The organism is Nocardioides sp. CF8, from assembly GCF_000389985.1.
Classification (GTDB): domain Bacteria; phylum Actinomycetota; class Actinomycetes; order Propionibacteriales; family Nocardioidaceae; genus Nocardioides; species Nocardioides allogilvus.
This window is the reverse complement of the sequence record NZ_CM001852.1, coordinates 2,448,616-2,470,982: the sequence shown is the minus strand read 5'-3', so window position 1 is coordinate 2,470,982 and position 22,367 is coordinate 2,448,616. Positions and strand designations below refer to the sequence as shown.

At 69.5% G+C, this 22,367-nt stretch carries 22 protein-coding genes and 1 tRNA gene; 3 read left to right on the top strand and 20 right to left on the bottom strand.

The window, feature by feature from the left end; genetic code table 11:
• Window positions 1-5: 5 nt before the first annotated feature.
• Window positions 6-443, top strand: coding sequence for a hotdog fold thioesterase (locus tag CF8_RS12040; RefSeq protein WP_010833390.1), 438 nt, complete (start codon window positions 6-8; stop codon window positions 441-443).
• A 6-nt stretch (window positions 444-449) separates the two neighbouring features.
• Here CF8_RS12040 and CF8_RS12035 read toward each other — a convergent pair whose 3' ends face one another.
• From CF8_RS12035 to CF8_RS12005, 7 genes are all read right to left on the bottom strand, one after another.
• Entirely contained in the window at window positions 450-1,016 is a 567-nt protein-coding gene (locus CF8_RS12035; protein WP_036490869.1) for a GNAT family N-acetyltransferase, read from the bottom strand.
• A 164-nt stretch (window positions 1,017-1,180) separates the two neighbouring features.
• Complete coding sequence (locus tag CF8_RS12030; RefSeq protein WP_010833388.1) at window positions 1,181-1,900, bottom strand: ABC transporter ATP-binding protein; 720 nt, start codon at window positions 1,898-1,900, stop codon at window positions 1,181-1,183.
• Window positions 1,890-2,693, bottom strand: a complete 804-nt coding sequence (locus CF8_RS12025) for an ABC transporter ATP-binding protein (RefSeq protein ID WP_010833387.1) — start codon at window positions 2,691-2,693, stop codon at window positions 1,890-1,892. The genes CF8_RS12030 and CF8_RS12025 overlap by 11 nt, the downstream gene beginning before the upstream one ends.
• Entirely contained in the window at window positions 2,686-3,837 is a 1,152-nt protein-coding gene (locus CF8_RS12020; RefSeq protein ID WP_051204206.1) for a branched-chain amino acid ABC transporter permease, read from the bottom strand. Before CF8_RS12020 ends, CF8_RS12025 begins: the two co-directional genes overlap by 8 nt.
• A complete protein-coding gene (locus CF8_RS12015; protein WP_010833385.1) occupies window positions 3,834-4,829 on the bottom strand; it encodes a branched-chain amino acid ABC transporter permease in 996 nt (331 codons plus the stop codon). Before CF8_RS12015 ends, CF8_RS12020 begins: the two co-directional genes overlap by 4 nt.
• 102 nt (window positions 4,830-4,931) lie before the next feature.
• A complete protein-coding gene (locus tag CF8_RS12010) occupies window positions 4,932-6,092 on the bottom strand; it encodes a branched-chain amino acid ABC transporter substrate-binding protein (protein WP_051204205.1) in 1,161 nt (386 codons plus the stop codon).
• Window positions 6,093-6,257: 165 nt separating this feature from the next.
• Entirely contained in the window at window positions 6,258-6,875 is a 618-nt protein-coding gene (locus tag CF8_RS12005; RefSeq protein ID WP_010833383.1) for an ANTAR domain-containing response regulator, read from the bottom strand.
• A 39-nt stretch (window positions 6,876-6,914) separates the two neighbouring features.
• On the opposite strand from CF8_RS12005, the gene CF8_RS12000 reads away from it, so the two are divergent.
• Both CF8_RS12000 and CF8_RS11995 read left to right on the top strand, forming a co-directional pair.
• A tRNA-Leu gene (locus CF8_RS12000) sits at window positions 6,915-6,997 on the top strand.
• 34 nt (window positions 6,998-7,031) lie between these two features.
• Window positions 7,032-7,811 carry a hypothetical protein gene (locus tag CF8_RS11995; protein ID WP_036490866.1) on the top strand — a complete coding sequence of 260 codons (780 nt, stop codon included), beginning with the start codon at window positions 7,032-7,034 and terminating at the stop codon, window positions 7,809-7,811.
• A gap of 1 nt (window position 7,812) precedes the next feature.
• Here the strand turns inward: CF8_RS11995 and pyk are convergent, their stop codons facing one another.
• The 13 genes from pyk to CF8_RS11930 all read right to left on the bottom strand — a co-directional run bounded on the left by pyk (window position 7,813) and on the right by CF8_RS11930 (window position 22,257).
• A complete protein-coding gene (pyk, locus tag CF8_RS11990) occupies window positions 7,813-9,261 on the bottom strand; it encodes a pyruvate kinase (RefSeq protein ID WP_036492986.1) in 1,449 nt (482 codons plus the stop codon).
• A gap of 51 nt (window positions 9,262-9,312) precedes the next feature.
• A complete protein-coding gene (locus tag CF8_RS11985; protein ID WP_010833380.1) occupies window positions 9,313-10,770 on the bottom strand; it encodes a glutamate synthase subunit beta in 1,458 nt (485 codons plus the stop codon).
• Window positions 10,763-15,352 carry a glutamate synthase large subunit gene (gltB, locus tag CF8_RS11980; RefSeq protein ID WP_036490864.1) on the bottom strand — a complete coding sequence of 1,530 codons (4,590 nt, stop codon included), beginning with the start codon at window positions 15,350-15,352 and terminating at the stop codon, window positions 10,763-10,765. Before gltB ends, CF8_RS11985 begins: the two co-directional genes overlap by 8 nt.
• Window positions 15,353-15,494: 142 nt before the next feature.
• Window positions 15,495-16,373 carry a prolipoprotein diacylglyceryl transferase gene (gene lgt, locus CF8_RS11975; RefSeq protein ID WP_036492984.1) on the bottom strand — a complete coding sequence of 293 codons (879 nt, stop codon included), beginning with the start codon at window positions 16,371-16,373 and terminating at the stop codon, window positions 15,495-15,497.
• Between the two features lie 5 nt (window positions 16,374-16,378).
• Window positions 16,379-16,999 carry an SCO family protein gene (locus CF8_RS11970; RefSeq protein WP_010833377.1) on the bottom strand — a complete coding sequence of 207 codons (621 nt, stop codon included), beginning with the start codon at window positions 16,997-16,999 and terminating at the stop codon, window positions 16,379-16,381.
• Complete coding sequence (gene trpA, locus CF8_RS11965; RefSeq protein ID WP_010833376.1) at window positions 16,992-17,789, bottom strand: tryptophan synthase subunit alpha; 798 nt, start codon at window positions 17,787-17,789, stop codon at window positions 16,992-16,994. Before trpA ends, CF8_RS11970 begins: the two co-directional genes overlap by 8 nt.
• On the bottom strand, window positions 17,786-19,012 hold the full coding sequence (trpB, locus tag CF8_RS11960; RefSeq protein ID WP_010833375.1) for a tryptophan synthase subunit beta: 1,227 nt from the start codon (window positions 19,010-19,012) through the stop codon (window positions 17,786-17,788). Before trpB ends, trpA begins: the two co-directional genes overlap by 4 nt.
• A complete protein-coding gene (gene trpC / locus CF8_RS11955) occupies window positions 19,009-19,788 on the bottom strand; it encodes an indole-3-glycerol phosphate synthase TrpC (RefSeq protein ID WP_010833374.1) in 780 nt (259 codons plus the stop codon). Before trpC ends, trpB begins: the two co-directional genes overlap by 4 nt.
• A 43-nt stretch (window positions 19,789-19,831) precedes the next feature.
• The gene (locus CF8_RS11950; RefSeq protein ID WP_010833373.1) at window positions 19,832-20,236 is read right to left on the bottom strand and encodes a DUF2752 domain-containing protein; all 405 of its coding nucleotides are present in this window, start codon (window positions 20,234-20,236) and stop codon (window positions 19,832-19,834) included.
• A gap of 16 nt (window positions 20,237-20,252) precedes the next feature.
• Window positions 20,253-20,453, bottom strand: a complete 201-nt coding sequence (locus CF8_RS11945; protein WP_036490862.1) for an HGxxPAAW family protein — start codon at window positions 20,451-20,453, stop codon at window positions 20,253-20,255.
• A 38-nt stretch (window positions 20,454-20,491) separates the two neighbouring features.
• Window positions 20,492-21,088: a Trp biosynthesis-associated membrane protein gene (locus tag CF8_RS11940; RefSeq protein ID WP_010833372.1), complete on the bottom strand. Its 597-nt coding sequence runs from the start codon at window positions 21,086-21,088 to the stop codon at window positions 20,492-20,494.
• Window positions 21,081-21,422: a phosphoribosyl-AMP cyclohydrolase gene (gene hisI, locus CF8_RS11935; RefSeq protein WP_010833371.1), complete on the bottom strand. Its 342-nt coding sequence runs from the start codon at window positions 21,420-21,422 to the stop codon at window positions 21,081-21,083. The genes CF8_RS11940 and hisI overlap by 8 nt, the downstream gene beginning before the upstream one ends.
• A gap of 10 nt (window positions 21,423-21,432) precedes the next feature.
• The gene (locus CF8_RS11930) at window positions 21,433-22,257 is read right to left on the bottom strand and encodes an aminotransferase class IV (protein WP_010833370.1); all 825 of its coding nucleotides are present in this window, start codon (window positions 22,255-22,257) and stop codon (window positions 21,433-21,435) included.
• Window positions 22,258-22,367 lie beyond the last annotated feature (110 nt).

Below are 22,367 nucleotides of genomic sequence, written 5' to 3'. Positions count from 1 at the left end.
CCTCCATGAGCGACCTCAAGCTGCCGACCACGGGCCTCACCATCGACGAGTTCGTGGCGATGATGCCGCAGGGCATGGGTGCCCTGAACGAGAAGATGGGCCTGGTGATCACGGAGATCTCGGCCGAGCGCATCGTGGCGACGATGCCCGTCGAGGGCAACACCCAGCCCTACGGCCTCCTGCACGGCGGCGCGTCCGTGGTGCTGGCCGAGACCCTCGGCTCCATCGGGTCCGCGATCCATGCCGCTCCCGACAAGATCGCCGTGGGCGTCGACATCAACGCCACCCATCACCGCGCGGCGACGTCGGGCACGGTCACCGGCACCGCCACACCGATCCACCTCGGTCGCAGCATGGCTGCCTTCGAGGTCGTCATCACCAACGAGGAGGGCAAGCGCGTCTGCACGTCGCGCATCACCTGCGCACTCCTCGACAAGCCCTGAGGTCGCTCAGGAGGCGACGTGCTCGCGGCCCAGTCGCCGAGCAGCCAGGACCTTGTCGATCTGGCGTGATCCGCGGTTGCGGGTCGCGGAGCGTCGCCCCGACAGCTTGGAGCGTACGGCGGAGGTGCTGGCGGCACGCAGCGTCGCCTGCGGCGTCAGCGAGAGCCGGGCCATGAAGCGGTTGGCGTCGCGGGAGTTGGCCATCGCGGCAGTCGCCACCGTGGCGATGCCGTGGGCCTCGGCGAACCGGGTTGCGGCATCCATCAGCGCCGTACCGACACCGCGGCGACGGAACTCGGGCAGCACGTGCGGCGAGACGGCCAGCACGGCGGAGTCGAGGTTGAGCGGCGTGAGGGTGGTCGCCTCGAGGAAGACCGCGCCCGCCACCCGCCCGTCGAGCTCGGCCACGGCGATGCAGCGGTCGTCGCGGTCGGCGCATCCCTCGATGACGCTGAGGACGTCGGCCTCCTGCTCCGCCGCGCTGCCGCGACGCAGGATGTCCGTCCACAACTCACGCAGCGCCGGCGCGTCAGCCGTCGCGGCTGCCCGCACCTGGACCGAGGTCCTGCTCATGCTCAACTCCATAGGATCAGCCCCGTGATACTGCGTCCCCCGTGCCGAGAAGGTTCTCGGCCATGTGCGATGACCTTACGCTGACCTGATGACCCGTGTCAGGTGAGGTGTCCGCCGCGAGCGCCGTGTTCGGCGCCCACGCCGGAGTGTGCTGAAGCTCCGGCTCAGACGTCGCCACCGAGGTAGGCCGCCCGCACGGAGTCGTCCCCCGCGAGCTCGCGTCCGGTGCCGGAGCGGACGATCGCGCCCGTCTCCAGGATGTGAGCCGAGTCCGAGCGCTTCAACGCCTGGGCGGCGTTCTGCTCGACGAGCAGCACCGTGGTGCCCTGGTGGTTGATCTCGGTGATGATCGAGAAGATCTGCTGGATGAACTTGGGCGCAAGGCCCATCGACGGCTCGTCCAGCAGGATCAGCCGCGGCTTGGCCATCAGGGCCCGACCGATGGCCAGCATCTGCTGCTCCCCACCGGACATGGTGCCGGCGGTCTGGCTGATGCGTTCCTTCAGCCGGGGGAAGAGCTCGAAGACCCGGTCCAGGTCGCTCAGGTAGGCGGCGCTGCGTCGGTCGTTGCGGACGTAGGCCCCCATGTCGAGGTTCTCGCGCACGGTCATGCCCGGGAAGCAGCCGCGACCTTCGGGCGACTGCGAGATGCCGAGCTTGACCCGCTCGTAGGGAGGCAGGTGGGTGATGTCCTTGCCGTCGAAGACGACCTTGCCCTGCCGCACCTTGCGCAGCCCCGAGATCGTCTTCAGCGTCGTCGTCTTGCCGGCGCCGTTGGCGCCGATCAGGCTGGTGATGCTGCCTTCCTTGACCCCGAACGAGATGTCACGGATGGCCTCGATGTGCCCGTAGTTGACGCACAGGTTCTCGACCTCAAGAAGCATCTTCTTCATCCACTCCCAGGTAGGCGGCGATGACCGCCGGGTTGTCACGGATCTCCGACGGCTTGCCCTCGGCGATCTTGCGCCCGAACTCGAGCACCACGATCCGGTCGGTCACGCCCATGACGAGCTTCATGTCGTGCTCGATCAGCAGCACGGTGTAGCCCTCGTCGCGGACCCGCTTGATCAGCTCCATCAGCTGGACCTTCTCCGCCGGGTTGAACCCCGCGGCCGGCTCGTCGAGGCAGATCAGCTTGGGACCGGTGGCCATGGCCCGGGCGATCTCCAGGCGCCGCTGGTCGCCGTAGGACAGGTTGGCCGCGAGCTCGTCGGGGTTGCGGTGCAGACCCATGAACTTCAGCACCTCCATCGCCCGGTCGTGTCCGTGCCGCTCCTCACGACGGTGCTTGGGGAGTCGGAACAGCGCACTCGCCATGCCGGTGGAGTGCTGGGCGTCGGCGCCGACCAGGACGTTCTCCAGCGCCGTCATCGACTTGAAGAGGCGGATGTTCTGGAAGGTCCGGGCGATGCCGAGGCGCGCGATCTGGTAGCGCTTGCGGCCTGCGATCGAGGAGCCCTCGAAGACGATGTCGCCGCTCGTGGGCGCGTAGATGCCGGTGACCGCGTTGAAGCACGTGGTCTTGCCCGCGCCGTTGGGACCGATCAGGCCGAGGATCTCGCCCTCGTTGATGTGGAACGTCACCTCGTCGAGGGCCGTCAGGCCACCGAACTTCAAGGTCAGATCCTTGATCTCCAGGACGCGTCGGCCCGGGCTCTGCGTGGTGTCGTCAGACACGGGACGTCTCCTCTCCTTCGGCGCCCTCTTCGAGCGCCTCGATCTCAGCCTCGGACTGCTTGGCCCGCACCGTGCGGCGCGGGGGCAACAAGCCTTCGGGACGGAAGATGGCCAGCGCCATCAGGGCGGCGCCGAAGACCAGCACCCGGAAGTCGGTGAACTCGCGGAACCGTTCGGGCAGGTAGGCCACCACCACGGCGCCCACGAGCACACCCCAGCGGTTGCCCTGGCCACCGATGACGACAGCGGCCAGGAACATGATCGAGAACAGCAGCAGGAACGACAGCGGGTTGATGAACGACTGCCGGCTGGCGTAGAGGGCTCCGGCGAGACCACCGATGAAGGCACCGGTCGCGAACGCCAGCAGCTTGAACCGGAAGGTCGGGACGCCCATCAGCTCGGCGGCGTCCTCGTCCTCGCGGGTCGCCTCCCAGGCGCGGCCGACCCGGCTGTCCTTGATCAACCGGTCGGCGAAGAGCACCAGGATGACGACCGTCAGGCCCATCCAGTAGTAGGGGATCTGGTCGAGCACCCCGAACTCGATGAACTTCGTGGTGTCGTTGAAGTCCAGCAGCGGGACACCGCTCTCCCAGTTCAGGTGCGGGATCTCGAACAGCGCCTTGCCCGGCGGGCGGGCAATGTCGTTGATGCCCTTGGAGGCACCCAGCCACTCGGTGTTGACCGCGACCAGCCGGATGATCTCGCCGAAGCCCAGGGTCACGATCGCCAGGTAGTCGCCGCGCACGCGCAGCGTCGGCCAGCCGAGCAGCACACCGGAGATCGTGGAGGCCAGGACCGCCATCGGCAGCGCCAGCAGGAGCGGCCAGTTGGCGTGGAACGTGGTCAGGATCGCGGCGGTGTAGGCGCCGACGGCGTAGAAGCCGACATAGCCCAGGTCGAGCAGGCCGGCATAGCCGACCACGATGTTGAGCCCGAGCGCGACCAGGCAGTAGATGGTGACGGTGAACAGCACGCCGCCGAAGTCGGTGCCGGGCGGCGAGATGAACGGCGGCTCGAGGAGGGGCAGGGCGTAGGCGAGGACAGCGAACGCGACCCACAGGCCGATCTTCACCGGCTTGGGGAGGCTTGCCACTCGCTCACCGAGGCTGCCGGTGAGCTTCTTCACTGCAGGTGTCTTGCTCATGCGCGTGCCTTTCCGAGCGACTCACCCAGGATTCCGGTCGGGCGGAACAACAAGATGACGACCAGGATCACGAAGGCCACCACGTCTCGCCACTCCGACCCGAACAGCGCGGAGCCCCAGTTCTCGGCCACACCGAGGATCAGGCCGCCGACCAGGGCGCCACGCAGGTTGCCGATGCCACCGAGGACGGCGGCGGTGAAGGCCTTGACGCCGAGGGTGAAACCGACGTCGAACTTCGTCGTCTCGATCTTCAACATGTACAGGAAGGCCGCCGCACCGGCCATGAGCCCGCCGAGCAGGAAGGTCATCTGCACCGCGCGGGTGGAGTTGACGCCCATCAGGGCCGCGGTCTCGGGGTCCTGTGCGGTGGCGCGGATGCCGCGGCCGAGCCGCGAGCGGCGTACGAACTGGTCGAGGACCACCATCATCACGATGGCGGACACGATCACCAGCACGTCGATCGAGGTGACCTGGTAGTCACCGATCGGGAAGAGCTGCTTGTTGTCCAGGACGTTGGGCATGCTCCGGTTGATCCGGGCGCCGGCGACGTAGCGCTGGAGGTCGTCCTCGAGCCCGAACCAGCCGGCGATGCGATCACGCAGGCCCATCAGCTCGGCCAGCACGAACGAGGCACCGATCGCTGAGATCAGCGCGATGAGACGGGGAGAGTTGTTCTTGACCAGCCGACGGTAGGCGACGCGCTCGAGCACCAGGGCGATGGTGGCCGACATGGCCATCGCGGCCACCAGTGCGAGCAACAGGACGCCGATGCCCTTCATCGTGCTGACGCTGCTGTCACCGACGAGCAGCATCGTGGTCCACAGGGCCGCGAAGGTGCCGTACATGAAGACTTCGGAGTGAGCGAAGTTGATGAGCTGTAGGACGCCGTAGACCATCGTGTAGCCCAGGGCGATGAGGGCGTAGATGGCGCCGAACGCCAGTCCGGTCACGGTCAGCTCGGCAAAGTTGTTGAACAGGAAGTCGAAGTTCACCAGGCCTCCTCGGCCACAGGTTGAGCAAGGTTGAGCAAGGTTGCGGCCGGGAGGAGGACCCCCCGGCCGCAGTTTCTTACACCGATGTCAATGCGTCTCGGACTACTTGATCTCCTGGTCGGAGACGATCTCGCCGCCCTTGACCGTGTAGGCGTAGACGTGGACGTCGGCAGGCTCACCGGTCTCGTCGAAGGAGAGCTGCTTGGTCACGCCGGCTGCGTCGTAGTCGTTGACGAACGCCAGCATGTCCTCGCGGTTGTCGATGCCCTCGGCGATGCCGTCCAGGAAGATCTGGGCGGCGTCGTAGGCCTCCGCGGCGTAGGTGCCCGGAGCACCACCGAACTCGGCCTCGTAGGCGGACGCGAACTCGGCGACCGCCGGGTCCTCGGCCGGGATGCACGGGCAGGTGATGATGGTGCCCTCGGCGGAGTCGCCGGCACCGTCGAGGTAGCCCGGGTCCTTGACGCCGTCGGCCACGATGAACTCGCCCTTGTAGCCCGAGTCACGCAGCTGGCGCACGATCAGCGCCGCCTCGGCGTAGTAGCCGCCGAAGAAGACCGCGTCGGCCTTGGACGAGCGCACCTTGGTCACGGTGGCGCTGAAGTCGGTCTGCGCAGCCTGGATGGTGTCGTCGTCGACGACCAGGTCGCCCAGGTTCTCCTTGACGATGTCGGCCAGGCCGGCGCCGTACTCGGAGGCGTCGTCGACGACGAAGACAGCCTTGGCACCGACGGTGTCCTGGATGTACTTCGCGGCGGCCGGACCCTGCGTGGCGTCGTTGCCGAGCGCCCGGTGGAAGGTGTCCCAGCCGTTCTCGGCCAGGGCCGGGTTGGTGGCCGACGGGCTGACGGTCGGGAGACCGGCCTCGGCGAAGATCGGACCGGCGGCCGCAGACTCACCGGAGAACGCGGGACCGACGATGCCGATGATGGCCTCGTTGCCGGCGGCCTCGGTGGCCAGCGACGGCGCCTGGTCGGGGCTGCCCTGCGAGTCGATCTGCTCGTAGGCCACCTCGCACTCGGCGTCCTCGTTGTACTGGTCGATGGCCAGCTGGGCCCCGTTGATGATGGGCTCGCCGAGTCCGGCCGCGGGGCCGGTCTGGGGGCCGAAGAAAGCCAGCGTCAGGTCACACGCCGCGCCGCCGCTGCTTGCCTCGTTGTCGCCACCGTCGCCCGAGTCGGTGGTGCCACAGGCACTCAGAGTCAGCCCCGCCGTGGCGATGAGCGCGATCACTGCGCGCTTGGGCCTCGTGGTTCGCAACATTGGTCCTCCGTCTTACTTGGGGCCATGCAGGGGTCCTGCACGGGTCGGGTGGAGCGAAACCTAGCATCATCGATGTGCCCTGAATCACCCTTCAGGCACCAACTTCCTCCGGCCGTGATGCATTTGTGACTGAAGAGTTTGGGGCCAGGTCCCGCAGAACGGGGATCAATCCCGTCCCGGGCCGTGTTCGACGACGCCCTCGGCCACCTGGCGCATGGACAGGCGGAGGTCCATGGCGGTCTTCTGGATCCACCGGAATGCCTCGGGCTCGCTGAGTCCGAGCTGCGCCTGCAGGATGCTCTTGGCCCGCTCGACGGCCTTGCGGGTCGCCAAGGAGTCCTGGAGATCGGCGACCTCGCGCTCGAGGACCGTGACCTCCTCGAAGCGGCTCACGGCCATCTCGATGGCCGGCACCAGGTCGGTGCGGGTGAACGGCTTGACGAGGTAGGCCATGGCACCCGCGTCCCGCGCCCGCTCCACCAGGTCGCGCTGCGAGAAGGCGGTGAGGATGACGACCGGCGCGATCCGCTCGCCGGCGATCTGCTCGGCGGCCGCGATGCCGTCGAGGATCGGCATCTTCACGTCGAGGATGACCAGGTCGGGCCTGAGCTCCTGGGCGAGCTCGATCGCCTTCTGGCCGTCGCCGGCCTGGCCGACGACGTCGTAGCCCTCCTCCCCCAGCATCTCGGCGAGATCCATCCGGATCAGCGCCTCGTCCTCGGCGATGACGACGCGACGGGGTACGGCGGGGCTCGGGATGCTCGTGGCGGCGGGGTCGGTCACGACGCCAAGGCTAGTCGGGTACGGTTTCCTCGCTCCCCAGCCGGGTTGGCGGAATGGCAGACGCGATGGTCTCAAACACCATTGTCCGAAAGGGCGTGTGGGTTCGAATCCCACACCCGGCACCCTGATGTCGGTGGCGACCTCTTACATGAGGCTGTGCCCCACGTCCGCCCTCAGTCCGTCGTCGACAGCGCCCTCGCTGCGTCGTCGGCTGGCATGCGCGACGCCGACAATGCACAGCTCCACGGCGTGGCAGTCAAGACGATCCGACGTTGGCGCCGGCTCTACCAACGTCGCGGGCAGGAGCGCGGACAGCAGCACCTCGCTCCGCCGTGTCCTCGGTGCGACGAGGGCCCGCTGGATCCGGCGGCATACTCAGAACTGCTCGGTTGGTATCTCGGCGATGGCTACATCTCGAAGGGACGTCGCAACGTCTACAACCTGCACGTCTACAACGATCTGACGTACGAGCGTCTCAATGCAGAGATCTTGATGCTGATGCGCGCGGTCAAGCCCGGCTCGCGACCCCACACCAGGATTGTGCCCGGATGCGTCGTCTCCACCGTTTCGTGGAAGCACTGGCCCTGCCTCTTCCCCCAGCACGGTCCCGGCCGCAAGCACGACCGACCCATCGTGCTCGAGGAGTGGCAGGCGGAGATCGTGACAGCGTTCCCGGCCGACTTCCTGCGAGGTCTCTTCCACTCCGACGGCGCACGGGTGCACAACTGGGCGACGCGGATGGTGGGTGGGGAGAAGCGTCGCTACGACTATCCCCGCTGGCAGTTCAGCAACCGCTCCGACGACATCCGCGACCTCTGCTGCTGGGCGCTCGACCTGGTCGACGTCGCCTGGCGCAGGTCAGGTCCGTGGACCATCTCCGTGTCGCGCCGGGAGGCAGTCGGTCGCCTCGACGCGCTGATCGGCCCGAAGACCTAGCTCACGACGTACGTCGATAGGCCGGCGCGGCTCCGTTGATCGCATCACCCATGCGGTGGATGCGCAGGGCGTTCGTCGAGCCCGGGATCCCGGGCGGGCTGCCGGCGATGATGACCACGAGGTCACCCTCCTTGACGCGCCCGATGTGGATCAGGGCCTCGTCGACCTGGCGCACCATCTCGTCGGTGTGCTCGACCTCGGCGCCCTGGAAGGTCTCGACCCCCCAGGTCAGCGAGAGCTGGGACCGGGTGCGGGCCTCGGGGGTGAAGGCCAGGATCGGGATCGGTCCGCGGTAGCGCGAGAGCCGCTTGGCGGAGTCACCGCTCACTGTGAACGCCACCAGGAAGGCCGCACCCACCGACTCGGCGACCTCGGCCGCCGCCTTGGCGATGATGCCGCCGCGCGTGTGGGGTTGCCAGGTCACTGCAGCCATGTGGCCGAGGCCGTGCCGCTCGGTGGAGGTGACGATCCGGGCCATCGTCTGCACGGCGATGACGGGGTAGTCCCCCACGCTGGTCTCGCCGGAAAGCATCACCGCGTCAGCCCCGTCGAGCACGGCGTTGGCGACGTCGCTGGCCTCCGCGCGCGTCGGCGCAGGGGCCGTGATCATGGACTCGAGCATCTGCGTGGCGACGATGACGGGCTTGGCGTTGCGACGGGCCTTGTCGATGATCCGCTTCTGGTGGATCGGCACGTCCTCGAGCGGGCACTCGACGCCCAGGTCGCCGCGGGCGACCATGATGCCGTCGAAGGCGTCCACGATCTCGTCGATGTTCTCGATCGCCTGCGGCTTCTCGATCTTGGCGATGATCGGGACGAAGATGTCCTCCTCGCGCATGATCGCGCGCACGTCCTCCGCATCAGCCGCGTTGCGCACGAAGCTGAGCGCGATGAAGTCGACCCCGAGGTTGAGCGCCCAGCGCAGGTCGGCGGTGTCCTTCTCCGACAGTGCGGGCACGGACACGGCGACGCCGGGCAGGTTGATGCCCTTGTGGTTGGAGACCTTGCCGCCGACGATCACCTCGGTCACGACGTCGGTGCCCTGCACCGCCGTCACCCGCAGGCGCACCTTGCCGTCGTCGATGAGCAGCGGGTCGCCGGTCTTCACGTCGCCCGGGAGCCCGGCGTAGGTGGTGCCGCACTGGTGCTGGTCGCCCAGGACGTCGCGGGTGGTGATCGTGAACGTGGCGCCCGGCTCCAGCCGCACCGGCCCGTCGGCGAACATGCCGAGCCGGATCTTGGGGCCCTGGAGGTCCGCGAAGATGCCGACCCCGTGGCCGGACTCGTCGCTGGCCCGGCGCACGAGGTGATAGCTGCGCTCGTGGTCGGCGTGCTCGCCGTGGCTCATGTTGAGCCGGGCGACGTCCATCCCCGCGTCGACGAGCTCACGGATGGCCTCCGGGGTGGACACCGCAGGGCCGAGGGTGCAGACAATCTTCGCTCTTCGCACCACTCGACCCTAGCGGATCTTTGATCGATCCAAATGCCCGACCCGCGAACGTCAGACGACGAGCGGACGATCCGTCGGCTTGACCGGAACGGGCAGCGTCGAGGCTCCGGTGAGGTAGGTGTCCACCGCAGCCGCGGCAGCGCGGCCCTCGGCGATCGCCCACACGATCAGCGACTGGCCACGACCCACGTCGCCGGCCACGAAGACGCCCTCGACGCTCGAGGCGTACGTCGCGTCGCGCACCACGTTGCCACGCTGGTCGAGCTCCACGCCCAGCTGCTCGATGATCCCCGGCTTCTCCGGGCCGGTGAAGCCCATGGCGAACAGCACCAGCTGCGCCGGGATGACCCGCTCGGTGCCCTCGACGGGCTGGAACTTCTCGTCCACCTCGACCAGGCGCAGGCCCGACACGTGGCCGGACTCGTCACCGAGGAACTCCTGGGTGGAGACCGCGTAGACGCGGTCGCCGCCCTCCTCGTGTGCGGAGGAGACGCGGAACGTCATCGGGTAGGTCGGCCACGGCTGGCTGCCGGGACGGACCTCGGGCGGCTGCGCCATGATCTCGAGCTGGGTGATCGAGCGGGCGCCCTGGCGGATGGAGGTGCCGAGGCAGTCGGCACCGGTGTCACCGCCACCGATGATGACGACGTCCTTGTCGGTGGCCAGGATCTGGTCCTCGACCTCTTCGCCGGTGGAGACGCGGTTGGCCTGCGGCAGGAACTCCATGGCCTGGTGGATGCCGGCGAGCTCACGCCCCGGAGCCGGCAGGTCGCGGGCCTCGGTCGCGCCCATCGCGAGCACCACGGCGTCGTAGCGATCGGTCAGCTGGGGACCCGTGAGCGTCTCGCCCACGTTGACGCCGGCGCGGAAGACGGTGCCCTCGCGCTTCATCTGCTCGAGTCGACGGTCGAGGTGCTTCTTCTCCATCTTGAACTCGGGGATGCCGTAGCGCAGCAGCCCGCCGATCTTGTCGGCGCGCTCGTAGACGGCGACCGTGTGGCCGGCGCGGGTCAGCTGCTGGGCAGCGGCCAGGCCCGCGGGGCCCGACCCGATGACGGCGACGGTCTTGCCCGAGAGCCACTCCGGCGGCTGGGGCCGGACATGACCGGACTCCCACGCCTTGTCGATGATCGCGACCTCGACGTTCTTGATCGTGACGGGGTCCTGGTTGATGCCCAGCACGCAGGCGGTCTCGCAGGGCGCCGGGCACAACCGACCGGTGAACTCCGGGAAGTTGTTGGTCGCGTGCAACCGCTCGATCGCACCCTCCCAATCGTCACGCCAGACCAGGTCGTTCCACTCGGGGATGATGTTGCCGAGCGGGCAGCCCTGGTGGCAGAACGGGATGCCGCAGTCCATGCAGCGTCCGGCCTGGGGCGTGATGATCGGGAGCAGCGCGCGGCCGATCCCGTCGGGGTAGACCTCGTTCCAGTCGTTGACCCGCTCCTCGACCATCCGGCGCGTGGCGACCTGGCGGCCCTCCTTGAGAAAACCCTTCGGGTCAGCCATGCAGCACCTCCATGATGCGCGCGTTGGCCTCGTCCTCGGTGAGGCCCTCCGAGAGGGCCTCCGCCCGAGCGTCGAGAACTCGCTTGTAGTCGCGGGGCATCACCTCGGTGAAGCGGCCCAGCGCGGTGTCCCAGTCGGCCAGCAGGGCGGCGGCAACCGTGGATCCGGTCTCCTCGCCGTGCTGGGTGACCAGGGTCTTGAGCTGCTCGGCCGCGTCGCCGGTGACGGGTCCGAGGGCGACGAGCTCGGGGTTGACCCGGCGCTCGTCGAGGTCGAGCACGAACGCGTGGCCGCCCGACATGCCGGCCGCGAAGTTGCGTCCGGTCTGGCCGAGCACGACCACCACTCCCCCGGTCATGTATTCGCAGCCGTGGTCGCCCACGCCCTCGACGACCGCGGTGGCGCCGGAGTTGCGGACGCAGAAGCGCTCGCCGGCCTTGCCGCGCAGGAAGATCTGGCCCGACGTGGCGCCGTACGCGATCGTGTTGCCGGCGATGACCTGCTCGCTGGCGTCGAAGGTCGCGCTGCGGTCGGGGCGTACGACGATGCGTCCGCCCGACAGGCCCTTGCCGACGTAGTCGTTGGCGTCGCCCTCGAGGCGCAGCGTGACACCGCGCGGCACGAAGGCGCCGAACGACTGGCCCGCGGAGCCGGTGAAGGTGATGTCGATGGTGCCGTCGGGCAGGCCCTCGCCGCGGTAGCGCTTGGTCACCTCGTGGCCGAGCATGGTGCCGACCGTGCGGTTGACGTTGCGTACGGCGACCTGTGCCCGGACCGGCTCGCCGTTCTCGAGCGCCGGGGCGGCGAGCTTGATCAGCTCGTTGTCGAGCGCCTTGTCGAGGCCGTGGTCCTGCGTCTTGGTGTTGCGCAGGTCCTGGTCGGCGAACTGGCCGAACTCACCGTGTGCCGAGGCCTGGTGCAGGATCGGCGTCAGGTCGAGCCCGGCCGCCTTCCAGTGGCCGACCGCTCGCTCGATGTCGAGCGAACCGACCTGGCCGATGGCCTCGTCGAGGGTGCGGAAGCCGAGCTCGGCGAGGAGCTCACGCACCTCCTCGGCGATGTAGGTGAAGAAGTTGACGATGTACTCGGCCTTGCCGCTGTAGCGCTCGCGCAGCACGGGGTTCTGCGTCGCGACGCCCACCGGGCAGGTGTCGAGGTGGCAGACCCGCATCATGATGCAGCCCGACACGACGAGCGGAGCCGTCGCGAAGCCGAACTCCTCGGCACCGAGCAACGCGGCGATGACGACGTCACGGCCGGTCTTGAGCTGGCCGTCGGCCTGCACCACGATCCGGTCGCGCAGCCCGTTGAGGAGCAGTGTCTGCTGGGTCTCGGCCAGGCCGAGCTCCCACGGACCACCGGCGTGCTTGAGCGACGTCAGGGGCGAGGCGCCCGTGCCACCGTCGTGACCGGAGATGAGCACGACGTCGGCGTGCGCCTTGGAGACACCCGCCGCGACCGTGCCGACGCCGACCTCGGAGACCAGCTTGACGTGCACGCGGGCCGACGGGTTGGCGTTCTTGAGGTCGTGGATCAGCTGAGCCAGGTCCTCGATCGAGTAGATGTCGTGGTGCGGCGGCGGGCTGATCAGGCCCACACCGGGCGTCGAGTGACGGGTCTTGGCCACCCACGGGTAGACCTTGTGGCCGGGCAGCTGGCCGCCCTCACCGGGCTTGGCGCCCTGCGCCATCTTGATCTGGATGTCGTCGGCGTTGGTGAGGTATTCGCTCGTGACGCCGAACCGGCCGGACGCGACCTGCTTGATCGAGCTGCGGCGCTCGGGGTCGTAGAGGCGCTCGGCGTCCTCGCCACCCTCACCGGTGTTCGACTTGCCGCCGAGGCGGTTCATCGCGATGGCGAGGGTCTCGTGCGACTCCTGGCTGATCGAGCCGTAGGACATGGCCCCGGTCGAGAAGCGCTTGACGATCTCGCTGACCGGCTCGACCTCGTCGATGCTGATCGGGGTGCGACCGGTCGCCTCGCCGTCCTTGAAGCGGAAGAGGCCGCGCAGCGTCATCAGGCGCTCGGACTGCTCGTCCACGCGCGAGGTGTACTGCTTGAAGATGTCGTAGCTGCCGGTGCGGGTCGAGTGCTGGAGGCGGAAGACCGTCTCCGGGTCGAACAGGTGCGGCTCGCCCTCGCGACGCCACTGGTACTCGCCACCGATCTGCAGCTCGCGGTGAGCAGGGGCGATGCCACCGCGGGGGTAGGCCGAGGCGTGGCGCCGCGACACCTCCTCGGCGATCGTCTCCAGCTCGATGCCGCCCAGCTTGGACGTGGTGCCGGTGAAGTACTTGTCGACGACGGACTGCGAGAGCCCGACGGCCTCGAAGATCTGCGCGCCGGTGTAGGAGGCGACCGTGGAGACGCCCATCTTCGACATCACCTTGAGGACGCCCTTGCCGAGGCCCTTGATCAGGTTGGCGACGGCCTTCTCGGGGTCGACCTTGACGTAGTAGCCCTCGCGCGCGAGGTCCTCCACGGACTCCATCGCGAGATAGGGGTTGACCGCCGCTGCGCCGTACCCCACGAGCAGCGCGACGTGGTGCACCTCGCGCACGTCGCCGGCCTCGACGAGGAGACCGACCTGGGTGCGGGTCTTCTCGCGGACGAGGTGGTGGTGGACCGCTCCGGTGAGGAGCAGGGACGGGATCGGGGCCAGGTCGGCCGTCGAGTGCCGGTCGGAGAGCACGATGACGCGCGCGCCGTCGGCGATCGCCTCGGAGACCTCGACGCAGATCTCGTCGATGCGCTTGGCCAGCGCGGCTCCGCCGCCGTCGACCTCGTAGAGCCCACGGGAGACGTGGGTGATGAAGCCGGGCATGTCGCCGTCACGGTTGATGTGGCGGATCTTGGCCAGGTCGTCGTTGGAGATCACCGGGAACGGCAGCACGACCTGCCTGCACGACGCAGGCGCCGGCTCGAGCAGGTTGGCCTCGGGGCCGATCGTGCCGTTGAGCGAGGTGACCAGCTCTTCGCGGATCGCGTCGAGCGGCGGGTTGGTGACCTGCGCGAAGAGCTGCGCGAAGTAGTCGAACAGCAGGCGCGGCTTGTCGCTCAGGGCGGCGATGGGCGTGTCGGTGCCCATCGAGCCGAGCGCCTCTCCCCCGGTGTTGGCCATCGGGGTGAGCAGGACCCGCAGCTCCTCCTCGGTGTAGCCGAAGATCTGCTGGCGACGGGTGACCGAGGCGTGCGTGTGCACGATGTGCTCGCGCTCGACGATGTCGTCGAGGTGGATGAGGCCGGCGTGCAGCCACTCGTCATAGGGGTGCTCGCCGGCGAGCTCGGACTTGATCTCCTCGTCCTCGACGATGCGGTGCTCGTCGGTGTCGACCAGGAACATCCGGCCCGGCTGGAGCCGGCCCTTGCGCACGACGGTCGCGGGGTCGAGGTCGAGCACGCCGACCTCGGACGCGAGCACGACGAGGCCGTCGTCGGTGACCCAGTAGCGGCTGGGGCGGAGGCCGTTGCGGTCGAGCACGGCGCCGATCTGGCTGCCGTCGGTGAACACGACACAGGCCGGGCCGTCCCACGGCTCCATCATCGAGGAGTGGAACTCGTAGAACGCGCGGCGCTTGGCGTCCATCTCGGCGTGGTTCTCCCACGCCTCGGGGATCATCATCAGCACGGAGTGCGGCAGCGAGCGACCACCCATGTGCAGCAGCTCGAGCACCTCGTCGAAGGACGCGGAGTCGGAGTGCCCGGGGGTGCAGATCGGGTAGAGCCGGTTGAGGTCACCGGGGATGACGACGCTGTCGAGCAGGGCCTCGCGCGCCCGCATCCAGTTGCGGTTGCCCATGACGGTGTTGATCTCACCGTTGTGGGCGATGAACCGGAACGGGTGGGCCAGCGGCCAGCTCGGGAACGTGTTGGTCGAGAACCGCGAGTGCACGACGGCCAGCGCGGAGGCGACCCGCTCGTCGCGCAGGTCGGGGAAGAAGTTGTCGAGCTGGTCGGTCGTCAGCATGCCCTTGTAGGCGAGCGTGCGACCGGACAGCGACGGGAAGTAGACGTCGGCCTCGTGCTCGGCGCGCTTGCGCAGGCAGAAGGCGAGGCGCTCGAGCGCCATGCCGGCCACGCGCTTGCCGGCGCCGGCGACGAACAGCTGGAGGAAGCTCGGCATCACGCTCTTGGCGGTGGCACCCAGCACGTCGGGGTTGATCGGCACCTCGCGCCAGCCGAGGACGGACAGGCCCTCCTCGGTCGCGATCTGCTCGATCTGGGCCTGGGTCTTGGCCAGCGAGTCGGCGTCGGCGATGAACGCCGTTCCGACGGCATAGCTGCCGGCGCCGGGGAGCTCGAAGTCGACCACGTCGCGCAGGAACGCGTCGGGGACCTGCATCAGGATGCCCGCGCCGTCTCCCGAGTTGGTCTCGGCGCCGGCGGCGCCGCGGTGGTCGAGGTTGCGCAGAGCAGTCAGGGCCTTGGCCACGATGTCGTGGCTGGCGACGCCGGTCAGCGTGGCGACAAAGGCCACGCCGCAGGCATCGTGCTCATGGCGAGGGTCGTAGAGCCCTTGTGCCTGGGGGCCTGCAAGTAGTCCCGAACTGGTTCGGTCTGCAGGCGGCGAGAAGGCGTGCATCTGGGGCTTCTCCCGTCGTCGTGCGCTCACGCGGTCGTCTGGGACGGGCGTGAACGGAGGTGATGGCGATCGGCAGGGGACGGCGTTGGCCCGCGCGAGGGGAAATCTATCACCGGCCGGCCCATGCCGTGAGACAGCGATCTCAGTCCGCAGACTCCGCTGCGGGCTGCGTCACAGGCGGCCGGAGGTAGACCGTGGCCTCCCTGCCGGCGTGCTTGCGCCCCGCCCAGAGGAAGTAGGCAGCAGCCAGGGCGAACAGCACGATCGAGGTCCACTCGTTGAACCGGAGGCCGAAGACGTCCGAGAGCTGCACGTCGTCGATCCGCAGGCCCTCGATCCAGAAGCGGCCGAGTGTGTAGGTCATCACGTAGAGCGCGACCACCCGGCCGTGTCCCAGCTGGAAGCGCCGGTCCGCCCAGACCACGACCACGAAGGCCGCCACGCACCAGAGGAACTCGTAGAGGAAGGTCGGGTGGAACGTCGTGGCGTCGAGGTAGCCGAGCGGGCGGTGCGCCTCGTCGATCTCCAGCGCCCACGGCAGGTCCGTCGGGCGGCCGAAGAGCTCCTGGTTGAACCAGTTGCCCCAGCGGCCCAGCGCCTGCGCGATCAGCACCCCGGGCGCCATCGCGTCGAGCACCGGCAGCAGCCGGATGCCGCGCAGCCGCGCACCGATGACGACACCGAGCGCGCCGAGGGCGATCGCGCCCCACACGCCCAGGCCACCGCGCCAGATGTAGAGCGCCGTGACGGGATTGCGGTCCTCGCCGAAGTAGAGCTGCCAGTCGGTCAGGACGTGGTAGATCCGACCGCCGACGAGCCCGAACGGGACACCCCACACCGCGAGGTCGGCGATCTCGCCGGCAGTGCCTCCACGAGCCACCCAGCGGCGCTCACCGATCCAGATCGCCACCATGATCCCGGCGATGATGCACAGGGCATAGGCGCGCAGCGGGAACGGCCCGATCTCCCAGGTGCCCTGGCTCGGGCTGGGGATGCTCAGGACAGTGATCAGGGGCAGCATCAGGCTCACTCGCTCAGGAGGTGTTGGAGGTCGGCGGCCAGCTGGGCGGACGAGACGTCCTCGCTCCAGTAGGCGATGCCGTCGTCTGCAGCGTCGATCGCGACGATCTGGGTGCCGTGGGCGACGTCGAAGCCGCCGCTCGGCAGCTTCTCGCCCCGGTCGACGGAGATGCCGAGGGGCTTGGCGACGTCGATGATGGTCCTGATCGGACCGGTGACGCCGATGAAGCCCGGGTCGAAGTTGGTGGCGTAGTCGGCCGTCACCTCAGGGGTGTCGCGGGTCGGGTCGGTCGTGACGAACACGACATCCACCTCCGCGCGTTCCTCGTCGCTGAGCCGGGTCATGGCCGAGGCCATCGTCGACATCACGATCCCGCAGATGTCGGGACAGTGGGTGTAGCCGAAGAAGACCAGCGTCAGCTGCTTGTCGGTGTCCTCGACCAGGCTGTACGGCGCCCGCGACCCGTCGACGAGGGCGTCACCGGCGACGGCGAACGGCGGGTCGAGCAGCGTCCCCGTCATCTGGTGCTCCCCGCCGGCGTCGCTCGTCGCGCCGCAACCGGACAGCAGTCCACCGGCCAGCGCCGAGGCGAGGACGACCGCGAACCAGCGCCGGCGGTCAGCCACGGCGCACTCCCCCGGCCAGGTCCTCGGTGAGGGTCCGCAGGGCAGCCAGTCCGGCCGCGAGGTCGCCCTCGTGGTCGAGCAGGGTGCGGACGAAGGCGGAGCCGACGATCACGCCGTCGGCGTACGCAGCGATCTCCGCCGCCTGGTCGCCGTTGCTGACGCCCAGGCCGACACCGATGGGCAGCTCGGTCGCTGCGCGGGTGCGCTCGACCAGCGGACCGGCGAGGTCGCTGGTGGAGGTCCTGGCCCCGGTGACGCCCATGACGGCGGTGGCGTAGACGAACCCGCGGCACGCGGCCGTGGTCATCGCGATCCGTTCGGGGGTGGAGCTGGGCGCGACCAGGAAGACCTTGTCGAGGTCGTGCTGGTCGGCTGCCGCGATCCACCCGGCGGCCGAGTCGGGCGTCAGGTCGGGCGTGATCAGGCCGGCGCCCCCGGCACTCGCGAGGTCGGCGGCGAACCGCTCCACCCCATAGCGCTCGACGGGGTTCCAGTAGGTCATCACCAGTGTCGGTGTGCCGGTGGCCGCGACGGCCTCCACCACGCGGAGCACGTCCTTGGTCCGGATGCCGCCCTCGAGCGCCTGCTGGGCGGCGGCCTGGATCGTCGGGCCGTCCATCACGGGGTCGCTGTAGGGCAGGCCGATCTCGATCACGTCGCAGCCGGCCTCGACCATGACGCGCATGGCCTCGATCGAGCCCTCGACGGACGGGAAGCCGGCTGGGAGGTAGCCGACCAGCGCGGCGCGGCCCTCGGCGCGGGCCTTCGCGAAGGCGGTGCTGGCGCTCACTGGTCGATCTCCGCTTCTCCGAGACCGAACCACTCGATCGCCGTACCCATGTCCTTGTCACCGCGACCCGAGAGGTTGATGATCACCGTCGCGTCCGGTCCCTTCTCCTCGCCCAACCGGCGGGCGAGCTCGAGGCCGCCGTGGAGCGCGTGTGCCGACTCGATGGCCGGGATGATGCCCTCGGTGCGGCTGAGCAGCGCGAGCGCGTCCATCGCCTCGGCGTCCGTGACCGGGAGGTACGTCGCCCGGCCGGTCGCAGCGAGGTGCGCGTGCTGCGGCCCGACGCCGGGGTAGTCGAGGCCCGCCGAGATCGAGTGGGACTCGATCGTCTGCCCGTCCTCGTCCTGGAGGACGTAGGTGCGCGCACCGTGGAGCACGCCGGACTCCCCCGCATGGATGGTCGCCGCGTGCCGACCGGTCTCGACCCCGTCGCCGCCGGGCTCGAAGCCGTAGATCTGCACCGACTCGTCCTCGAGGAACGCGGTGAACAGACCGATCGCGTTGGAGCCGCCGCCGACGCACGCCGCGATGGCGTCCGGCAGGGCGCCGTACTGCTCGAGGCACTGGGCCCGCGCCTCGTCGCCGATACCGCGCGTGAAGTCGCGCACCATGCTCGGGAACGGGTGTGGTCCGGCCGCGGTGCCGAAGAGGTAGGCCGTGTGGTCGACGCTGGCGACCCAGTCGCGCAGCGCCTCGTTGATCGCGTCCTTGAGCGTCGCGCTGCCGGAGTCGACGGGGATGACCTTGGCGCCGAGGAGCTGCATGCGAGCGACGTTGAGCGCCTGGCGGCGGGTATCTACGGCGCCCATGTAGACGGTGCAGTCGAGGTCGAAGTAGGCCGCGGCGGTGGCGGAGGCGACGCCGTGCTGGCCGGCGCCGGTCTCGGCGATGACCCGGGTCTTGCCCATCCGCTTGGTCAGCAGCGCCTGGCCGAGCACGTTGCGGACCTTGTGGGCGCCGGTGTGGTTGAGGTCCTCGCGCTTGAGCAGCACGCGGGCGCCGACCTGCTTCGAGAGGCGTTCTGCGTGGTAGAGCAGGCTCGGGGTGCCGGCGTACTCGCTGCAGATCTTCTCGAAGGACGCGACGAACTCCGGGTCGGCCATGGCCTGCTGCCAGGCCTCGGTCAGCTCGTCCAGCGCCGCGACGAGCGCCTCGGGCATGAAGCGGCCGCCCCAGGACTCACCGAAGTAGCCGAGCTCATCTGCGTCGTACTGCGAACTCATCGCACTCCTGTCATCGCACGCACGGCCGACTCGGGGTCGCCGTCCTTGACCAGCGCCTCGCCGACGAGCACCGCGCGGGCGCCCTCCTCGACGAATCGCTGCACGTCTTCTGGGCCGCTGATGCCCGACTCGGCCACCTTGACCCGGTCGTCCGGGATCAGCTTCGCGAGCCTTCCGAACGTGTCGTTGTCGACGGCCAGCGTCTTGAGGTTGCGGGCGTTGACGCCGATCAGCTCGGCGCCGAGCTCGACCGCGCGCTCGGTCTCCGGCTCGTCGTGGACCTCGACGAGCACCGTCAGGCCGAGCTCGCGCGCCTCGGCGTACAGCCGGCGCAGCTCGTCGTCGTCGAGCGCCGCGACGATCAGCAGGGCAAGGTCGGCCCCGGCTGCCCGCGCCTCGACGAGCTGGTAGCTGGAGACGATGAAGTCCTTGCGCAGGATCGGCGTCTCGACGGCCGCGCGCACGGCGCGGAGGTCGTCGAGGGTGCCGTTGAAGCGGCGCTGCTCGGTGAGCACCGAGATCGCGGCCGCGCCGCCTCGGGCGTAGGCCGCCGCCAGCACCGCCGGGTCGGGGATGTCGGCCAGCGCGCCCTTGCTCGGGCTCTTGCGCTTCACCTCGGCGATCACGCTCGAGCCAGCGGCGCGGAAGTGTGGCATCGGGTCGCGGGCCGGGTCTGCGTCGGCGAGGGCAGCACGCACCTCGGCGAGGGACACGGCGGCCTCACGGGTCGCGAGATCCTCGCGGACGCCAGCGATGATCTCATCGAGCACGGACATGGCCCTACCCTCTCACTGCGGCGCCAACCGATGAGCGGGTGGTTCAGGCAGCGAGCCAGGACCCGGGCAGGTTGCGCACGACGGTGAAGACGCCGAGGGCGACGAGCCCCGCACCCCACACCCAGGCGGGGGCGGTGAGTGGTCGCATCGCCTCGCCGCCGCGCCAGCAGGCGACGAGCCGGCGTCCCCACAGGAACACGATCAGCGGGACCGCGAGCACGAGGACGAGGTTGCTCGACAAGGCTGCGCCCACGTCGAGGTGCGTCAGGTCGTTGACCGCGCGCAGCGACCCGCACAGCGGGCAGTCGAGGTCGGTCAGCGCCTTGGTGGGGCACAGCCCCCAGGCACCCGGGACGTGCGGGTCCCGCAGGCGCAGCGCAAGCGTCGCGGCCGCGGCGATGCCGCCGATCGCGAGCGGCGAGGCGAGCTGTCGGGCTCGCTCGCTCATCGGCCCGGGCCGACGATCAGTGGTGGTCGGTGTGGAAGCCGAGCTTCGCCAGGATCAGGAAGAGCGGGAGGGCGATGACGCCGAGTGCGATCCCGACCCAGAAGATCGGCATGTTCACCGGCGTCAGCATCAGCGCGATGCCGCCGACGAGGAATCCGAGCATGGCGACCCCGACGGCAGTCCAAGCTGCGGGGGTGTTGCCGTGGTTGTCCGCCATGTGAAGAGCTCCCTGATCGTGGCTACCTGGTGCGGCGGTCAGTCTAGGGGGCGCTCCGGCGCGGTCGGGTCATGACCCTCGTCGAGAGCCTTCCAGATCTCGATGTTGCCCTCCGGCTCGACGGGCGCGGACTCGCCCGTGGGCGAGTCGTAGCGCGTGCCCATCTCCGGCCAGGACGGGATCTTCACCACCGCCAGCGCCGTGGCGACGACGCTGCCGACCGCGCCGACCAGCGCTGCGGCGTACCACCCGGTGAAGGTGATGTCGTGGTCGCCGTCGGCGACGAACTGCTCCATGGCAGCGCGCAGCTGGTCGGGCAGGGTCCAGAAGCCGACCACCGTGGTGACGAGCAGCCCGAGGGCCGCGACGGCGCCGAGGACGGCCACGGATCGGCGCACCCAGCCACGGGTGACGAGGACGACCCCCCAGCAGGCGAGCACGACGAGGCTCAGCGCCGCTGCGAGCGGCATGGACGTCACGTCGGCGAGGGCCAGCCGCGCACCTCCGGGGAAGGAGCTCGAGCCCGTGGCGCTGATCCAAGGCTTCGATCCGGCGACCGCCGCGAGCGCTCCGGTCGCGAGACCGAGCAGGACGACGGGGCCGAAGGTCCTGCGCTGCTCGGTCCTCTCAGCCATCGAGCCGGTCCGCGTCGAAGCAGGTGCGGTCGCCGGTGTGGCAGGCCGCGCCGACCTGGTCGACCTTGACCAGGATCGTGTCGCCGTCACAGTCGAGGCGGACCTCGTGGACGTGCTGGACGTGGCCGCTGGTGTCTCCCTTGACCCAGTACTCCTGGCGCGAGCGGCTCCAGTACGTCGCCCGGCCGGTGCTCAGGGTGCGCGCGAGCGCCTCGTCGTCCATCCAGCCGAGCATCAGCACCTCACCGGAGTCGAACTGCTGCGCGATCGCCGGCACCAGCCCGTCGGGGGTGCGCTTGAGGCGTGCGGCGATGGCGGGATCGAGAGCGGTCACCCGTCCAGTATCAGGGGTCGAGGTGCTCGGCCTCGCGTCGCGCCCACGTGCGCACGCACTCCTCGGTCACCGGGCCCGGTGTGGGCAGCTCGCGGTCGTCCCAGCGACTGATCGCCTGGACGTCGCGCGTGGTGGACACGAGGAAGGCCTCGCTCATCCGCTCGGCCACCTCGGCCATGGGCTCGTCGATCTCCACTCCCCCGCACCACTCGAGCACCAGCGCCCGGGTCACGCCGGCGAGGCAGCCGCTGGCGAGCGTCGGGGTGCGCAGCTCGCCGTCCACGACGTAGAAGACGTTGGAGCCGGTGCCCTCGCAGAGGTTGCCGACGGTGTTGGCGAAGATCGCCTCCGTCGCACCCTGCTCGGCCGCGTGCGCGAGGGCGATGACGTTCTCGGCGTACGACGTGGTCTTCAGGCCGGCGGTCGCCCCCCGCTCGTTGCGGGGCCAGGGCACGGTGCTGACCGCGGTACTGGCCCCCATCGGCTCGATGGCCGAGTAGGCGACGACCAGGGTGGCCGGCCCGTCGCCCCGACCGGAGCCCATGGGCGCCGGCCCGGCGGAGTAGGTGATGCGCAGCCGGCCGAGCGGGTCGTCGGTGCCGTCGAGGACCGCGGCCACACCGCGGCGTACGTCCGTCTCGTCGGGCGACTCGAGCCCCAGGCCCGTCGCGGACCTGGCCAGCCGGGTGAGGTGGCGGGTCAGGGCGAAGGGTTCGCCGTCGAGGGTCTTGATCGACTCGAAGACCCCGTCTCCGACGGTGAAGCCGTGGTCGGTGACGCTCAGAGTTGCCCCCATCGGGTCGTCGAGGAGCTGTCCGTTGAGCCAGGCGCGCATGCCGCCACTGTAGGCATGCAAACCCCCGGGAACCGGCCCCGGGACACGCGATCACCCACCCGATTTTGGCAGCCGTCTACCCATCGGCTACTGTTCTGCTCGCACTTGAA

What these genes read in the sequence shown, in the direction of transcription:
- CF8_RS12040 (WP_010833390.1), top strand. Translation starts at nt 6, where the DNA reads ATGAGCGACCTCAAGCTGCCGACCACGGGCCTCACCATCGACGAGTTC.
- CF8_RS12035 (WP_036490869.1), bottom strand. Translation starts at nt 1,016, where the DNA reads ATGAGCAGGACCTCGGTCCAGGTGCGGGCAGCCGCGACGGCTGACGCG.
- CF8_RS12030 (WP_010833388.1), bottom strand. Translation starts at nt 1,900, where the DNA reads ATGCTTCTTGAGGTCGAGAACCTGTGCGTCAACTACGGGCACATCGAG.
- CF8_RS12020 (WP_051204206.1), bottom strand. Translation starts at nt 3,837, where the DNA reads ATGAGCAAGACACCTGCAGTGAAGAAGCTCACCGGCAGCCTCGGTGAG.
- CF8_RS12010 (WP_051204205.1), bottom strand. Translation starts at nt 6,092, where the DNA reads ATGTTGCGAACCACGAGGCCCAAGCGCGCAGTGATCGCGCTCATCGCC.
- CF8_RS11985 (WP_010833380.1), bottom strand. Translation starts at nt 10,770, where the DNA reads ATGGCTGACCCGAAGGGTTTTCTCAAGGAGGGCCGCCAGGTCGCCACG.
- gltB (WP_036490864.1), bottom strand. Translation starts at nt 15,352, where the DNA reads ATGCACGCCTTCTCGCCGCCTGCAGACCGAACCAGTTCGGGACTACTT.
- lgt (WP_036492984.1), bottom strand. Translation starts at nt 16,373, where the DNA reads ATGCTGCCCCTGATCACTGTCCTGAGCATCCCCAGCCCGAGCCAGGGC.
- trpB (WP_010833375.1), bottom strand. Translation starts at nt 19,012, where the DNA reads ATGAGTTCGCAGTACGACGCAGATGAGCTCGGCTACTTCGGTGAGTCC.
- trpC (WP_010833374.1), bottom strand. Translation starts at nt 19,788, where the DNA reads ATGTCCGTGCTCGATGAGATCATCGCTGGCGTCCGCGAGGATCTCGCG.
- CF8_RS11950 (WP_010833373.1), bottom strand. Translation starts at nt 20,236, where the DNA reads ATGAGCGAGCGAGCCCGACAGCTCGCCTCGCCGCTCGCGATCGGCGGC.
- CF8_RS11945 (WP_036490862.1), bottom strand. Translation starts at nt 20,453, where the DNA reads ATGGCGGACAACCACGGCAACACCCCCGCAGCTTGGACTGCCGTCGGG.
- CF8_RS11940 (WP_010833372.1), bottom strand. Translation starts at nt 21,088, where the DNA reads ATGGCTGAGAGGACCGAGCAGCGCAGGACCTTCGGCCCCGTCGTCCTG.
- CF8_RS11930 (WP_010833370.1), bottom strand. Translation starts at nt 22,257, where the DNA reads ATGCGCGCCTGGCTCAACGGACAGCTCCTCGACGACCCGATGGGGGCA.